General features: G+C 66.7%; 17 protein-coding genes. 13 read left to right on the forward strand and 4 right to left on the reverse strand.

The window, feature by feature from the left end:
- Positions 1-49: 49 nt before the first annotated feature.
- The 9 genes from pyk (at position 50) to AC0WR5_RS01550 (ending at position 7,772) form a co-directional block, all read left to right on the forward strand.
- Complete coding sequence (gene pyk, locus AC0WR5_RS01510; RefSeq protein WP_475866307.1) at positions 50-1,501, forward strand: pyruvate kinase; 1,452 nt, start codon at positions 50-52, stop codon at positions 1,499-1,501.
- A gap of 45 nt (positions 1,502-1,546) precedes the next feature.
- Positions 1,547-1,777, forward strand: coding sequence for a hypothetical protein (locus tag AC0WR5_RS01515; protein WP_475866308.1), 231 nt, complete (start codon positions 1,547-1,549; stop codon positions 1,775-1,777).
- Between the two features lie 169 nt (positions 1,778-1,946).
- Positions 1,947-2,153, forward strand: coding sequence for a 50S ribosomal protein L35 (gene rpmI / locus AC0WR5_RS01520; protein WP_475866309.1), 207 nt, complete (start codon positions 1,947-1,949; stop codon positions 2,151-2,153).
- Between the two features lie 12 nt (positions 2,154-2,165).
- Positions 2,166-2,528 (forward strand): 50S ribosomal protein L20, encoded by a 363-nt coding sequence (gene rplT, locus AC0WR5_RS01525; RefSeq protein WP_475866310.1) that lies wholly within the window; start codon positions 2,166-2,168, stop codon positions 2,526-2,528.
- Positions 2,529-2,647: 119 nt separating this feature from the next.
- Positions 2,648-3,712, forward strand: a complete 1,065-nt coding sequence (pheS, locus tag AC0WR5_RS01530) for a phenylalanine--tRNA ligase subunit alpha (RefSeq protein ID WP_475866312.1) — start codon at positions 2,648-2,650, stop codon at positions 3,710-3,712.
- A 218-nt stretch (positions 3,713-3,930) separates the two neighbouring features.
- Positions 3,931-4,248, forward strand: coding sequence for a YrhK family protein (locus AC0WR5_RS01535; protein WP_475866314.1), 318 nt, complete (start codon positions 3,931-3,933; stop codon positions 4,246-4,248).
- A 132-nt stretch (positions 4,249-4,380) separates the two neighbouring features.
- A complete protein-coding gene (gene pheT, locus AC0WR5_RS01540) occupies positions 4,381-6,780 on the forward strand; it encodes a phenylalanine--tRNA ligase subunit beta (RefSeq protein ID WP_475866315.1) in 2,400 nt (799 codons plus the stop codon).
- A gap of 249 nt (positions 6,781-7,029) precedes the next feature.
- Positions 7,030-7,320 carry an alkylphosphonate utilization protein gene (locus tag AC0WR5_RS01545; protein ID WP_475866317.1) on the forward strand — a complete coding sequence of 97 codons (291 nt, stop codon included), beginning with the start codon at positions 7,030-7,032 and terminating at the stop codon, positions 7,318-7,320.
- Between the two features lie 2 nt (positions 7,321-7,322).
- Positions 7,323-7,772, forward strand: coding sequence for a YtoQ family protein (locus tag AC0WR5_RS01550; protein WP_475866319.1), 450 nt, complete (start codon positions 7,323-7,325; stop codon positions 7,770-7,772).
- Here AC0WR5_RS01550 and AC0WR5_RS01555 read toward each other — a convergent pair.
- Positions 7,750-8,307, reverse strand: coding sequence for a methyltransferase family protein (locus AC0WR5_RS01555; protein ID WP_475866321.1), 558 nt, complete (start codon positions 8,305-8,307; stop codon positions 7,750-7,752). The two genes, AC0WR5_RS01550 and AC0WR5_RS01555, sit on opposite strands and share 23 nt — an antisense overlap.
- 190 nt (positions 8,308-8,497) lie before the next feature.
- Positions 8,498-9,193, reverse strand: coding sequence for a glutathione S-transferase family protein (locus AC0WR5_RS01560; protein WP_475866323.1), 696 nt, complete (start codon positions 9,191-9,193; stop codon positions 8,498-8,500).
- 143 nt (positions 9,194-9,336) lie between these two features.
- Between AC0WR5_RS01560 and mscL the strand changes: the two genes are divergently transcribed.
- Together mscL and AC0WR5_RS01570 are read left to right on the forward strand one after the other, a co-directional pair.
- On the forward strand, positions 9,337-9,777 hold the full coding sequence (gene mscL, locus AC0WR5_RS01565) for a large conductance mechanosensitive channel protein MscL (protein WP_475866325.1): 441 nt from the start codon (positions 9,337-9,339) through the stop codon (positions 9,775-9,777).
- An 87-nt stretch (positions 9,778-9,864) separates the two neighbouring features.
- Positions 9,865-10,323, forward strand: a complete 459-nt coding sequence (locus AC0WR5_RS01570; RefSeq protein ID WP_475866326.1) for an Lrp/AsnC family transcriptional regulator — start codon at positions 9,865-9,867, stop codon at positions 10,321-10,323.
- A gap of 58 nt (positions 10,324-10,381) precedes the next feature.
- On the opposite strand, the gene AC0WR5_RS01575 is transcribed toward AC0WR5_RS01570, so the two are convergent.
- Entirely contained in the window at positions 10,382-11,125 is a 744-nt protein-coding gene (locus tag AC0WR5_RS01575) for a hypothetical protein (RefSeq protein ID WP_475866328.1), read from the reverse strand.
- Positions 11,126-11,439: 314 nt separating this feature from the next.
- Entirely contained in the window at positions 11,440-11,646 is a 207-nt protein-coding gene (gene rpsU, locus AC0WR5_RS01580) for a 30S ribosomal protein S21 (RefSeq protein WP_005614280.1), read from the reverse strand.
- A 133-nt stretch (positions 11,647-11,779) separates the two neighbouring features.
- Between rpsU and AC0WR5_RS01585 the strand changes: the two genes are divergently transcribed.
- Complete coding sequence (locus tag AC0WR5_RS01585) at positions 11,780-12,505, forward strand: COQ9 family protein (RefSeq protein ID WP_475866330.1); 726 nt, start codon at positions 11,780-11,782, stop codon at positions 12,503-12,505.
- Between the two features lie 156 nt (positions 12,506-12,661).
- Positions 12,662-13,633, forward strand: coding sequence for an NAD(P)H-quinone oxidoreductase (locus tag AC0WR5_RS01590; RefSeq protein WP_475866332.1), 972 nt, complete (start codon positions 12,662-12,664; stop codon positions 13,631-13,633).
- Positions 13,634-13,734 lie beyond the last annotated feature (101 nt).

Here is a 13,734-nt window from a genome sequence, read left to right on the forward strand (position 1 = left end):
AACGCTAACATTCCGGGATTCCGGGCCGCGATAACAGGGGATGACCTTAATGAAACGTCAGCGCAATACCAAAATCGTCGCCACGCTGGGGCCCGCCTCTTCGGATTACGAGACGATCCGCGCGCTCCACGAAGCCGGGGCCGACGTGTTCCGCCTGAACATGTCCCACGGCAGCCATGACGAAATCCGCGAGCGTCATCGCGTGATCCGCCAGATCGAGCGCGACATGGACACGACCATCGGCATCCTGGCCGACCTGCAGGGGCCCAAGCTGCGCGTCGGCGCCTTTGCCGGCGAGGCCGAGGAGCTTGCCGTGGGCGACAGCTTCCGCCTCGACCTGGACGATGCGCCCGGCGACAAGACCCGCGTGCAGCTGCCCCACCCCGAGATTTTCGCCGCGCTGGAGCCGGGCTCCTCGCTGCTGGTGAACGACGGCAAGATCCGCCTGAAGGTCAAGGACTGCGGTGCAGATTTCGCCGATTGCGAAGTGACCGTGGGCGGCACGATCTCCAACCGGAAGGGCGTGAACGTGCCCGACGTGGTGCTGCCGCTGGCGGCGCTGTCGGAGAAGGACCGCAAGGACCTCGAGTTCGTCTGCCAGCTCGGTGTCGACTGGCTGGCGCTGTCCTTCGTGCAGCGCCCCGCCGACGTCGAGGAAGCGCGCGAGCTGGCCGATGGCCGCGCCGCGATCCTGGCCAAGATCGAGAAGCCCGCGGCGGTGAAGAGCTTTGACGACATCCTTGCGGTGTCCGACGGCATCATGGTGGCGCGCGGCGACCTGGGCGTGGAACTGCCGGTGCACGCGGTGCCGCCGATCCAGAAGCGCCTGATCCGGAAATGCCGCGTGGCGGCCAAGCCGGTGATCGTCGCCACCCAGATGCTGGAATCGATGATCGAGAGCCCGATGCCCACCCGCGCCGAGGTCTCGGACGTGGCCGCCGCCATCTACGAGGGCACCGACGCCGTCATGCTCTCGGCCGAATCCGCCGCCGGCCAGTTCCCGGTGGAGGCGGTGCGGACCATGGACAACGTCGCCCACGAGGTCGAGACCGATCCGCTCTATCGCGAGGTGATCGAGGCCCAGCGGTCCTCCACCACCGGGCGCGGTTCCGTGGCCGAGGGGATCGTGGCCGCCGCCCGCGAGATCGCGGAGACGACGGATATCAAGGCGATCTGCTGCTTTACCCAGCACGGCACCACCGCGCTGCTGATCTCGCGCGAAAAGCCGCGGGTGCCGATCCTGGCGCTGACCCACCTGCGCGGCACCGCCCGCCGGCTGGCGCTGTCCTGGGGCGTGAACTGCCTGATGACGGGCGAGCTGCACCGCTTCAAGCAGGCGGTGGTGAACGCCGCGCGCGGCGCCCGCGTGACCGGGCTTGCCACGGCCGAGGATCAGATCGTGGTGACCGCCGGCGTGCCCTTCAACCAGTCGGGCACCACCAACATCCTGCGTGTCGCACCCTGCGAGGAACGTTTGATCTTTGCCGCGGACCCGGAATAACCTGTCCGTTCACGGGGGCAGGGCACAGCAGGCGGGACGGGCCGGATGACCAGCGACTGGATCTTCGTGATCGGCTTCCTGCTGCTGCTCTTCGGGCTGTCGCGGCTGGTGGCTTCCTGGGTGGCGGAATACGTCTCGGTGCCGGCGCTCGTCATGATGGGCGTCGGGGTGCTCATGATCGGCTGGGCCTGGTTCCGGTACCCCGAGATCTATGCCCCCGCCGAGATGCCCAATGCCTTCATCCGGGTGATCGGCTACGTGCTGAACGGCACCTAGGGGCGGGCAGCTCCGGGGTGTTTCGGGGAGGATGCATTTTCCCGTGCTTTGCCGGCGATTCCGGTCTTGCCAAAGGGCAGGCACCCCCCTATACGGCGCTCTCTACCTGCGCGGCCGGCCGGAGTGGCATGCCGAGTCGCGTTTATTCTCGAGATAACAGGAGACCGAAATGCCCAAGATGAAGACGAAATCGAGCGTCAAGAAACGCTTCAAGGTTTCCGCTACCGGCAAGATCATTGCCGGTCAGGCCGGCAAACGCCACGGCATGATCAAGCGGACCACCAAGTTCATCCGTACCGCACGCGGCACGACTGTCCTGTCGAAGGCTGATGAGCAGATCATCCGCCCGATGATGCCTTACGCCAAGAAGAAATAAGGAGGTCAGCCAATGTCCCGCGTTAAAGGTGGTACCACGACCCACGCCCGTCACAAGAAGGTCCTCGACGCAGCGAAAGGCTACTACGGCCGTCGCAAGAGCACCTACAAGGTTGCCCGTCAGGCCGTCGACAAGGCCAACCAGTACGCAACCCGCGACCGCAAGAACCGCAAGCGGAACTTCCGCGCCCTGTGGATCCAGCGGATCAACGCAGGTGTTCGCGCCCACGACGAAGCGCTGACCTACTCGCGCTTCATCAACGGCCTGAACCTGGCCGGCATCGAAGTGGACCGCAAGGTCCTGGCCGACCTGGCCGTGAACGAGCCCGAAGCATTTGGCGCCATCGTCGATAAGGCGAAGGCCGCGCTCGCGTAACAACACCCCCTCGGGGTATAGTTCATTGGAAGCCGCGGACCTCTCGAGGTCTCGCGGCTTCTTGTGTTTCAGGCCCCCGCTTTGTAGCAGATGGGGCAAACGGGACAGGAGAGGATCGGATGGACGATCTGAAGCAGAAATACCTCTCGGCCATCGCCGATGCCGGGGATGAGAGCGCGCTGGAAGACCTGCGCCTGCAGGCCGTGGGCAAGAAGGGCGAGATCAGCCTGAAGATGCGCGAGCTGGGCAAGATGACGCCCGAGGAACGCCAGACCGCCGGCCCCGCGCTGAACGCCCTGAAGGACGAGATCAACTCGGCGCTGGCCGCCAAGAAGGAAGCCCTGGCCGATGCCGCGCTCGACGCGCGCCTGCGGGCCGAATGGCTCGACGTGACGCTGCCGGTGCGGCCGCAGCGGCAGGGCTCGATCCACCCGGTCAGCCAGGTCTGGGAGGAATGCACCGCGATCTTCGCCGACATGGGCTTTTCCGTGGCCGAAGGGCCGCAGATCGAGACCGGCTGGTACAACTTCGATGCGCTGAACATCCCTGGCCACCACCCGGCCCGCGCCGAGATGGATACCTTCTACATGCACCAGGCCGAGGGCGACGACCGCGACCCCCACGTGCTGCGCACCCATACCTCGCCGGTGCAGATCCGCGCGATGGAGGCCCATGGCGCCCCCACCCGGATCATCTGCCCCGGCCGCGTCTATCGCGCCGATTACGACCAGACCCACACGCCGATGTTCCACCAGGTCGAGGGCCTCGCCATCGACAAGAACATCTCGATGGCGAACCTGAAATGGGTGCTCGAGGAATTCTTCTCGGCCTATTTCGGCACGACGGTCAAAACCCGCTTCCGCGCCTCGCACTTCCCCTTCACCGAACCCTCGGCCGAGGTCGACATCCAGTGCTCCTGGGAGAACGGCACCGTCAAGGTGGGCGAGGGCGACGGCTGGCTCGAGGTGCTGGGCTCCGGCATGGTGCACCCCAATGTGCTGCGCGCCGGCGGCATCGACCCGGACGAATGGCAGGGCTTTGCCTTCGGCATGGGGATCGACCGCATCGCGATGCTGAAATACGGCATCCCCGACCTGCGCGCCTTCTTCGATTCAGACCTGCGCTGGCTGCGCCACTACGGCTTCAGCGCGCTGCAGGTCCCGACGATCCGCGGCGGGGTGTGATGTGATGGCCCGGCCCGCCCCCTACTGCGGTGGAGCGGCCCTTGCGGGCGGCGCTCCGTGCTGCGGCGGGGCGGGATCGGTCGCGCATCGGGTCATGGCTCTCTGCGAAAACCGGCATATCCCGTCGCTTTCCCGGAAAACCATGGACATCGCGCCCTCGGGCTGGCTGGCTGGGCCCATCGTGACCCGACCCGCGCAAGCCCGAAGGAGATCCGCCGATGAAGCTCAAGCTGTTTCGCCACGAGGCCCGTCAGCGCACGGAAGACACCCGCGCCGTCTATGCCTGGTTCGAACTGATCTATACCGCGACCGATTTCGCGGCGGCGCTCTTCTTCGTGCTCGGCTCGGTCTTCTTCTTCTACGACAGCCTGATGGACGCGGGCACCTGGTGCTTTCTCATCGGCTCGGTCTTCTTCGCGCTCAAGCCCTCGCTGAAGCTGACGCGCGAGATCAAGCTCTATCGCATGGGCCGCGAGGAGACCCTCGCCGAACGGGTGGAAGAGCGCCGTGGCACGGGCGGCAGCTCCGGGGACTGAGCCGGGCGCGGACCCGGGCAGGGACCCGGACAGAACCCAAGGACAGGCGTGCCGCCTGAGGCACGCGACAGAACGCGGCGGGACCTCCCGCCAGATGGATAGCAACGCGCAGCAGGCGCGAGGACGGACACGATGAAATTCACACTCTCCTGGCTGAAAGAACATCTCGATACCACCGCCACCCTCGACGAGATCACCGAGGCCCTCACCGACCTCGGCCTCGAGGTCGAGGGCGTGGAGGATCCCACCGCCAAGCTGCGCGGCTTCAAGATCGCCAAGATCCTCGAGGCGGAACAGCACCCCGATGCCGACAAGCTGCGCGTCTGCAAGGTGATGAGCGACGAGGGCGAAACCCAGATCGTCTGCGGGGCGCCCAATGCGCGCGCCGGCATCACCGTGGTGCTGGCGAAACCGGGCATGTACATCCCCGGCCTCGACATCACGATTTCCGTCGGCAAGATCCGCGGCGTCGAGAGCTTCGGCATGATGGCCTCGGAGCGCGAGCTGGAGCTCTCGGACGAGCATAACGGCATCATCGAGCTGCCTACCGGCGAGGTGGGCCAGGATTTCGCCGACTGGCTGGCCGAGAACCGCCCCGAGGCCGTAGACCCGGTGATCGAGATCGCCATCACGCCGAACCGCCCCGATGCGCTCGGCGTGCACGGCGTGGCCCGTGACCTGGCCGCGCGCGGCCTCGGCACGCTGAAGCCGCTGCCGGACTACAAGCTGACCGAGAGCGCCGGCGCCTGCCCCGTCTCCGTCACCATCGACGAGAGTGCCACCGACGGCTGCTTCGTCTTTGCCGGCCGGGTAATCAAGGGCGTGAAGAACGGCCCCAGCCCCGAGTGGCTGCAGCAGAAGCTGCGCGCCATCGGGTTGCGCCCGATCTCGGCGCTGGTCGATGTCACCAACCTCTTCACCTACGACCTGAACCGCCCGCTGCACGTCTTCGATGCGGCCAAGGTTGCGGGCGGCCTGCATATTCACCGCGCCAAGGGCGGCGAGGAGCTGCTGGCGCTGGACGAAAAGACCTACACGATCCCCGAGGGCGTGCTGGTGATCTCCGATGACAACGGTGTCGAGAGCATCGGCGGCATCATGGGTGGCGAGGCCTCCGGCTGCACCGAGGAGACCACCGATGTCTTCCTAGAGGCCGCCGTCTGGGAGCATGTCTCGATCGCCAAGGGCGGCCGCGCGCTCAAGATCAACTCCGACGCCCGCTATCGCAACGAGCGCGGCATCGACCCGGCCTTCAACATGGAGGCGCTCGACCGTGCCTCGGCCCTGATCATCGAGCTCTGCGGCGGCGAGGCCACCGACAAGGTGGTCGCCGGCGAGGTGCCGGACGTCTCGCGCGCCTACCGTCTCGACACCGACCGCTGCTCCTCGCTGGTGGGCATGGACATCCCCGCCGAAGAACAGCGCGCCACCCTCGAGCGCCTCGGCTTCGTGATGGAGGGCGACATGGCCCATGTGCCCTCCTGGCGCCCCGACGTGCTGGGCGAGGCCGACCTGGTCGAGGAAGTGGCCCGCATCGCCTCGCTGACGAAACTGGTGGGCAAGCCGCTGCCGCGGGTCACCGCCGGCGTGCCGAAACCGGTGCTGACCCCGATGCAGAAGCGCGAGCAGACCGCGCGGCGCACCGCCGCCGCGCTCGGCTACAACGAATGCGTCACCTATTCCTTCATCGACAAGGCCAGCGCCACGCTCTTCGGTGGCGGCGATGATGCCACCATGGTGGGCAACCCGATCAGCTCGGAAATGTCGCACATGCGCCCCGCGCTGCTGCCCGGCCTGCTGCAGGCCGCGGCCCGCAACCAGGCGCGCGGCTTCAACGATTTCGCGCTCTTCGAGGCCGGCACCGCCTGGCATGGCGGCGAACCGGGCGAGCAGCATCAGCTGGTCTCCGGCCTGCTGGTCGGCCAGACCGGCCCCAAGGACGTGCACGGCGCGTCCCGCCCCGTCGACGTCTTCGATGCCAAGGCCGATTGCGAGGCCGTGCTCTCGGCCATCGGCGCGCCGGCCAAGGTGCAGATCCTGCGCGGCGCCAGCGACTGGTGGCACCCCGGCCGCCACGGCCGCGTCTGCCTCGGCCCCAAGAAGATGCTGGCCGTCTTCGGCGAGATCCACCCCAAGGTGCTGAAGCAGATGGGCGTCAAGGGCCCGGCCGTGGGCTTCACCATCTGGCCCGAGGAAATTCCGCTGCCGCGCAACACCGATGCCTCCAAGGGCGCGCTGATCCTGAACGACCTGCAGGCGGTCGAGCGTGATTTCGCCTTCGTCGTCGACAGCTCCGTAGAGGCGCTGACCCTGGTCAATGCCGCCGCCGGCGCCGACAAGGCGCTGATCGAGGAGGTGCGCGTCTTCGACGAGTTCATCGGCGGCTCGCTCGGCGAGGGCAAGAAGAGCCTTGCCGTCACCGTCCGCATCCAGCCCAGGGACGCGACGCTGAAGGAAAAGGAAATCGAGGCGCTCTCGGCCAGGATCGTGGAAAAGGTGCAAAAGGCCACCGGCGGCACCCTGCGCGGCTGACGCTACCGGTCGACGGCAAGCGGCGCTCTCTCCCCGCCGGGAGGGACGCCCGGCCCGCCATCCCGGGGCCACCGGCCCCTTTCATCTTTCCGGAAATACTCATGCAGGGCGCGGCAGATGTCGCGCCCTTCGCCTGTCCGGCACCCCCATTCATCTTTCCCCAAATACGGGCTGCCCTGCCCTCGCAGGTTGCCCGCCGCCCGGCCATCGGGTACCTCCCTCAGCAACCCATTCAAAAGGACCCGCGCCATGAGCGACGACGAATACGTCTATGACGAAGCCACCGGCGAGTGGATGCCCGCCTCCGAGCTGGCCGCCCGCAATTCCGTCACCGTGACGGATGCCCAGGGCACGCCGCTCGCCGACGGCGACTCGGTGGTGCTGATCAAGGATCTCAAGGTCAAGGGCGCCGGCCAGACCCTGAAGCAGGGCACGGTGATCAAGACCATCCGCCTCACCGACAACCCCGAGGAAATCGACTGTCGCCACCCCGAGATCCGGGGCCTCGTCCTGCGTACCGAATTCGTGAAGAAGAGGTAGGCATGACCCTCACCGTCTACCTCTCCGGAGAGATCCACACCGACTGGCGCGAGCAGATCACCGCTGGCGCCGCGGGCCTCGACATCGCCTTCACCGGCCCGGTCACCGATCACGCGGCCTCCGATGACTGCGGCGTGGCGATCCTCGGCGCCGAGGAGAAGAAGTTCTGGCACGACCGCAAGGGCGCCCAGCTCAACGCCATCCGCACCCGCATGGGGATCGAGATGGCCGACGTGGTCGTCGTGCGTTTCGGCGAGAAGTACAAGCAGTGGAACGCCGCCTTCGATGCCGGCTATGCCGCAGCCCTCGGCAAGTCGCTGATCGTGCTGCACGGGCCCGACCATCAGCATGCGCTGAAGGAAGTCGATGCCGCGGCGCTGGCCGTGGCCGAGGAGCCCGCCCAGGTGGTCGAGATCCTGCGCTACGTGCTCACCGGCGCCCTGCCGGGCTGAACCCGATCCAGCGGGGCACCCGGGCGGCATAGGCCGCATAGCCCGGCGTGCCCCCGAGCGCGGCCTCTTCCCGCCGTACCTGCACAACCGCCGAAACCGTCATCATCACGGCGCCCGCGAGCGGCAGGAACCCCGCCAGCAGGGCCAGCCCCCAGGCCAGGGCAAGCTGTCCGGCGAACACCGGGTTGCGCGACCAGGCAAAGGGGCCGTCCTGCACCAGCGTGCCGGTCTGCCCCTCCTGCACCCCGATCCGCCAGGAGCGCCCCATGTGCGCCTGCGCCCAAAGCGCCAGCGCCGCCCCCGCAAGGGCCAGCAGCAACCCCGGCAGGGGCCAGGCGCCCGCATGGGGCAGCACGGGCCAGGCCAGCAGCGCCACGAAGCCGGCGCGGAATCCCCAGGCGGCCAGTGCCTGGCTGCGATCAAAGAGCCAGACGCGCTCTCCCCTGCGGCCCACGCCACCGGACAGCAGGAAGAACCCGGCCACATAGCCGAGCGCCACGAGCCACCCCGCCCAGTCCATCACCGACAGTGCCATGATTTCCGCCCTTGCCCGGTTTCGCAGAAGGGCAGGGTAATTCCTCCAGTGGCTGGAGGTTCAAGCCTTTTATGGGGCCATGCACTCACCGTGCTCACCGCAGGCGCACCGCTCCGCGTGGCGGCCCCCCGAAAATGGAAAGGGGCGGCCTTCTGGCCACCCCTTTCACCCCCCATCTCCCGCAACGACTTCAGTCGCGCGGGGGGATGTTCTTTGCCTTTTCCACGGACGGGCGGGCGTAGAAACGGTCGACGTAGGGCTGAAGGTTCTCGAAGCTCTCCCACTCCAGAACCTCCTTCGCCCCGTAGAATTCGGTGGCGTTCAGCCAGGGCGCGATGGCGATATCCGCGATGGAGAATTCTCCTGTCACCCAATCCTTGCCATCGAGTTGCCTGTTGATCACGTTCAGCAGGCGCTTGCCCTCATTGATGAAGCGCTCGCGCGGACGCGGATCCTCGATCTGGCTGCCGGCGAACTTGTAGAAGAAGCCGAGCTGGCCCAGCATCGGGCCGAGGCCGCCCATCTGCCACATCAGCCACTTGATCACCTCGTACTTGCCGGCGCCCCCGGTGGGCATCAGCTTGCCGGTCTTTTCGGCCAGGTAGATCAGGATGGCGCCGCTCTCGAACAGTTCCACCACTTCGCCGTTCGGCCCGTTCGGGTCGATGATGGCGGGGATCTTGTTGTTGGGCGAGAGCGAGAGGAACTCGGGGCTGCGCACGAATTCATCACCCAGCGGCACCCTGTGGGCCTCGTACTCCAGGCCCATTTCCTCCAGCGCGATCGAGGCCTTCACCCCGTTCGGCGTCGGAAAGGAATAGAGCTGCAGGATCGACGGGTTTGCCGCCGGCCATTTCTTGTTGATCAGATAATCGTCGGGAAACATGGCTACCCTCCTGTTCTGGCTTGCCATCGGTGTGGCGGGCCTGTGATCTAAGAGCAGTTTCGGCGAAAAATGAAAAGACCCGCCTGTGTGCATTCGCGCATAGTCATCGCGCAGAGGGCGGGAGTGATCAAAAGAGGGACAGTATGATCAAGGACTTCAGGGCGTTCATCGCGCGTGGCAATGTCATGGACATGGCCGTGGGTATCATCATCGGGGCGGCCTTCACGGCCATCGTGCGCTCCATCGTCGACGATCTGCTCGATCCGATCCTCGGCCTGTTCATCGGCGGTGTCGATTTCACCGACCTGTTCATCGTGATCTCGGGCGAGGGTCCCTACGACAGCCTCGATGCCGCGCGCGAGGCCGGTGCCTCGGTCTTTGCCTATGGCGCCTTCCTCATGGCGGTGATCAACTTCCTGATCATCGCCTGGGTCGTCTTCCTGCTGGTGCGCTACCTGAACAAGGCCAAGGATATGGTCATCCGCGACGAGAAGGCCGCCGCGCCCGCCGAGGAAAAGCCCGTCGGGCCGACCGAGCTCGATGTGCTGCTGGAAATCCGCGACGCGCTGAAGAAAGCGGAGTAAGGGGCCCCGGGGCGCGAAATCCTCTCGCAATCCCCGGCCCGCACGGGATAACCTCCGCCGGATAACGCCATCCAGCGGAGGTTCTTCATGGCGCTCGACCAGATGGACAGGTCCATCCTGCGTGTCCTGCAAAAGACGGGGCGCATTTCCAATGCCGACCTCTCCGACAAGGTGGGCCTGTCGCAATCGGCCTGCCACCGGCGGGTGCAGCGGCTGGAGGAGGAGGGCTATGTCAACGGCTATGTCGCGCTGCTGAACGCCCGCAAGATGGAGCTGAACACCACGGTCTTCGTCGAGATCGGCCTCTCGGGGCAGGCCGACGAGCTGCTGGAGAGCTTCGAGACCGCCGTGGCGCGGGTGCCCGAGGTGCTGGAATGCCACCTGATGGCGGGCACTGCGGACTATCTGCTCAAGGTCGTGGCCGAGAGCTCCGAGGATTTTGCCCGCATCCACCGCCAGAGCCTGGCGCGGCTGCCCGGCGTGCAGCGGATGCAGAGCTCCTTCGCGCTCCGCACCGTCTTCAAGACCACCGCGCTGCCGGTCTAGGGGCCAGTCCGGGATCCCGTCCGGGATCCAATCTGGCCCGACAGCGCAGTGGCCGCTTTCAGGGCCGCGCGCTCTGCCTGTGCACGGTCGCGTCGCGCAGCTGGCCGCCGGACTGGCGGGCCGGCACTGGGCTGCGGCGGCGCAGGTCGCCCGGATTCCAGGGCTTGAGGAAGATCATCAGCGACATCAGGCCAAAGGCGTATTCGTAGAGCTCGAACTGACGTTCGGTGCCCATGATCACCACCATGGTCAGGCTGGCGATCACCGCCATCAGCGCATGGCGCGGGCGCGGCACCGGTATGGCCATGGCGCGGCACAGCGCCTTGATCGGCTGCAGGAAGCGCCAGGCCAGCGGCAGGATCATGAGATAGAGCAGCAGCGCAATGGTCAGCCAGTTGCCGAAGAGCGTCTGCGCCAGCTGGGTGTCGCCGACCACCAGGTTATGCAGGTTGGTCTCGTCCTGGTAGTTGTGGGCGTCGAAATAGGCCCCCGACTGCCAGCCGAAGATCCGCTGACCCCAGCTGATCTCCTCGCCGGCCACGAAGAGGTAGAGCGCGGCGTAGAGCAGGAGCAGTGCTGCCTGCACCCGCGTGGGGGCATGGGCCATCTGAACCGCCCGCGCCACCAGAACGCTGCCGGCCAGGAAGAGCGCCACGGCGGTCAGGTATTCCACCGGGCCATCCTCTATCGCGAAACGCTGGGCAAAGAAGTCGGGGGCAAGGAAGGCCATCGGGATCGCGATGGCATGGGTCAGCAGGAACAGGGCGATCAGTCCCCGTTCGATTCGGTCCTGGGTGGTCATGCGGTGTCTTTCCGTTGCGGCGGCGCCGGGGCCGGAGTGGCCCGGTTTCGCGGGTGCCGCATAAACTGAACCGTTCGGTACGAAATTGCAAGCAACTGTTACAATTCCCCGCGAGCTGCGAACCGCACGGGCCGCGGAAACCCTGTGCCGCACCGGCAGGTGCGGGCGGGACAGCCCGCGGTCGGCGGGCCGGTTTCGGAAAGGCGGGAAGGGCAGGGGCCAGAAAGAACGAGACCCCCGGGGCAGGGCCGCGGGGGTCGTCAAACTCATGGTTCGTCTGAAGAAAATTCAGCGGAACGGGGCTACGAGGGATCTCAGAGGAGACCTTCGCGCTGTGCTTTCTTGCGCGCCAGCTTGCGGGCACGACGGATAGCTTCAGCTTTCTCGCGCGCTTTCTTCTCGGACGGCTTCTCGAAATGTTGCTTGAGCTTCATTTCGCGGAAAACGCCTTCGCGCTGCAGCTTTTTCTTCAGGGCACGGAGCGCCTGATCGACATTGTTGTCACGAACACTAACCTGCATGTGGTTGTCACCACCTTCCTAAGTTTGAGTTGCATATGATTGCAGGAGGTGGCCGTATAGCAATGACCGGCCTAAATGTCCAGTATCCCCCGCCGCGATATGCCGGGGAGTGGACAGGATACAGGAGAGCATCATGACCGACGCCAGCGAGACCGCAACCGAAAACGCCGGGGCAACGTCTGATGGGCCCGCAGGGGGCCCGACGCCCGCCGATCGCCTGCTCGAGGCGGCGCTGATCCACGTGCCCTTCGACGGCTGGAGCGAGACGACCCTGCGCGCCGCCGCCGAGGATGCCGACATTCCGCCGGGCCTGGTGCGCGCGCTCTTTCCGCGCGGTGCCGTGGACCTTGCGCTGGCCTATCACCGCCAGGGCGATGCCGAGATGAAGGCCCGCTTCGCCGCCGAGGATCACAGCGGCATGCGCTATTCCGAGCGGGTGGCCCGCGCCATCCGCATCCGCCTCGAACTGGCGGACAAGGAGCTGGTGCGCCGCGGCGCCGCGCTCTTTGCCCTGCCGCAGTATTCCGCCGATGGCGCCAAGGCCGTCTGGGGCTCGGCCGATGCGGTCTGGACCGCGCTGGGCGACACCTCGGACGATGTGAACTGGTACACCAAGCGCGCGACGCTCTCGGGCGTCTATTCCTCGACCGTGCTCTACTGGCTCGGCGATGACAGCCTTGAACACCAGGCGACCTGGGATTTCCTCGACCGCCGCATCGAAGAGGTGATGCGCTTCGAGAAGATGAAGGCAAAGGTGAACGCCACCCCCTTCGGCAAGGCCTGGGCCAAGGGGCCCGGCGCCATGCTGGGCCGGATCAAGGCACCGGCGCGCCAGGACCTGCCCGGGCAGACCGGCTGAGCCAGACCGGTTGAGGCCGGTGGGCCGAGGCTGGTGGGGTGAGCCGGGGCCGAGAGCCTTGGCGCCCCCGGCTGAGGCGTGGTGCGACCGGAGGCGGACCGACGCCTCCGGCGGGGATGTTTACAACAAGAAAATGACGAAGAAGGGGGTGCCCCGATGCGGGTGATCGAGATTTCGAAACCGGGCGGGCCCGAGGTATTGAAGCTGGCCGAGCGCGAGGTCCCTGCGCCCGGTCCGGGCGAGGTGCGGATCCGCGTGGCCTATGCCGGGGTGAACCGCCCCGATGCGCTGCAGCGGGCGGGCAACTATGCCCCGCCGCCGGGGGCCAGCGACCTGCCGGGGCTGGAGGCCTCGGGCGAGGTCGTGGCGCTGGGCGAGGGCGTCGATCCGGCGGCGCTGGGCGCGCAGGTCTGTGCCCTGCTGCCCGGCGGCGGCTATGCCGAGGAGGTGGTGACGCCCTGGGCCCATTGCCTGCCGGTGCCCGCGGGCATGGGCCTGAAGGAGGCCGCCTGCCTGCCCGAGACCTTCTTTACCGTCTGGACCAATGTCTTCATGCGCTCGGGGCTGAAGGGCGGCGAGGTCTTCCTCGTCCATGGCGGCAGCTCGGGCATCGGCACCACGGCGATCCAGCTGGCCAGGGCCTTTGGCGCGCGTGTCTTCGCCACCGCCGGCACGGCCGAGAAATGCGCCACCTGCGAGGCGCTGGGCGCCGAGCGCGCCATCAATTACCGCGAGGAGGATTTCACCGCGGTGATGAAGGAGGTCGGCGGCGCCGACGTGATCCTCGACATGGTGGGTGGCGATTACATTCCCCGCAACATCAAGGCGCTGAAGATCGGCGGGCGGCTCTGCATGATCGCCTTTCTCGGCGGGGCCAAGGCCGAGGTGAACTTTGCCCAGGTCATGATGAAACGGCTGACGATCACCGGCTCGACCCTGCGCGCCCAGGGCGACCAGGCCAAGGCCGAGATCGCCGAGGACCTGCGCGCCCATGTCTGGCCGCTGCTCGAGGCGGGCCGTGTCGCCCCGGTGATGGACAGCGAATTTCCCTTCGGAGAGGCCGCCGCCGCTCATGCCCGGATGGAGAGCAGCGCTCATATCGGCAAGATCGTCCTGAAGGTCTCCTGAGGGCGCAGCTTTGCAGCCCTGTCGGACCCGGGTGTTCGGCAGGGGCATGGAACATCCGTGCCCGTAGTTCCGTTGGTCTGTCACCAAGACCAACGGAAAGG

It is taken from the genome of Pseudooceanicola sp. DL12, assembly GCF_056270665.1.

Coding starts and splice junctions, on each gene's coding strand:
- pyk (WP_475866307.1), top strand. CDS start 50: ATGAAACGTCAGCGCAATACCAAAATCGTCGCCACGCTGGGGCCCGCC.
- AC0WR5_RS01515 (WP_475866308.1), top strand. CDS start 1,547: ATGACCAGCGACTGGATCTTCGTGATCGGCTTCCTGCTGCTGCTCTTC.
- rpmI (WP_475866309.1), top strand. CDS start 1,947: ATGCCCAAGATGAAGACGAAATCGAGCGTCAAGAAACGCTTCAAGGTT.
- rplT (WP_475866310.1), top strand. CDS start 2,166: ATGTCCCGCGTTAAAGGTGGTACCACGACCCACGCCCGTCACAAGAAG.
- pheS (WP_475866312.1), top strand. CDS start 2,648: ATGGACGATCTGAAGCAGAAATACCTCTCGGCCATCGCCGATGCCGGG.
- AC0WR5_RS01535 (WP_475866314.1), top strand. CDS start 3,931: ATGAAGCTCAAGCTGTTTCGCCACGAGGCCCGTCAGCGCACGGAAGAC.
- pheT (WP_475866315.1), top strand. CDS start 4,381: ATGAAATTCACACTCTCCTGGCTGAAAGAACATCTCGATACCACCGCC.
- AC0WR5_RS01545 (WP_475866317.1), top strand. CDS start 7,030: ATGAGCGACGACGAATACGTCTATGACGAAGCCACCGGCGAGTGGATG.
- AC0WR5_RS01550 (WP_475866319.1), top strand. CDS start 7,323: ATGACCCTCACCGTCTACCTCTCCGGAGAGATCCACACCGACTGGCGC.
- AC0WR5_RS01555 (WP_475866321.1), bottom strand. CDS start 8,307: ATGGCACTGTCGGTGATGGACTGGGCGGGGTGGCTCGTGGCGCTCGGC.
- AC0WR5_RS01560 (WP_475866323.1), bottom strand. CDS start 9,193: ATGTTTCCCGACGATTATCTGATCAACAAGAAATGGCCGGCGGCAAAC.
- mscL (WP_475866325.1), top strand. CDS start 9,337: ATGATCAAGGACTTCAGGGCGTTCATCGCGCGTGGCAATGTCATGGAC.
- AC0WR5_RS01570 (WP_475866326.1), top strand. CDS start 9,865: ATGGCGCTCGACCAGATGGACAGGTCCATCCTGCGTGTCCTGCAAAAG.
- AC0WR5_RS01575 (WP_475866328.1), bottom strand. CDS start 11,125: ATGACCACCCAGGACCGAATCGAACGGGGACTGATCGCCCTGTTCCTG.
- rpsU (WP_005614280.1), bottom strand. CDS start 11,646: ATGCAGGTTAGTGTTCGTGACAACAATGTCGATCAGGCGCTCCGTGCC.
- AC0WR5_RS01585 (WP_475866330.1), top strand. CDS start 11,780: ATGACCGACGCCAGCGAGACCGCAACCGAAAACGCCGGGGCAACGTCT.
- AC0WR5_RS01590 (WP_475866332.1), top strand. CDS start 12,662: ATGCGGGTGATCGAGATTTCGAAACCGGGCGGGCCCGAGGTATTGAAG.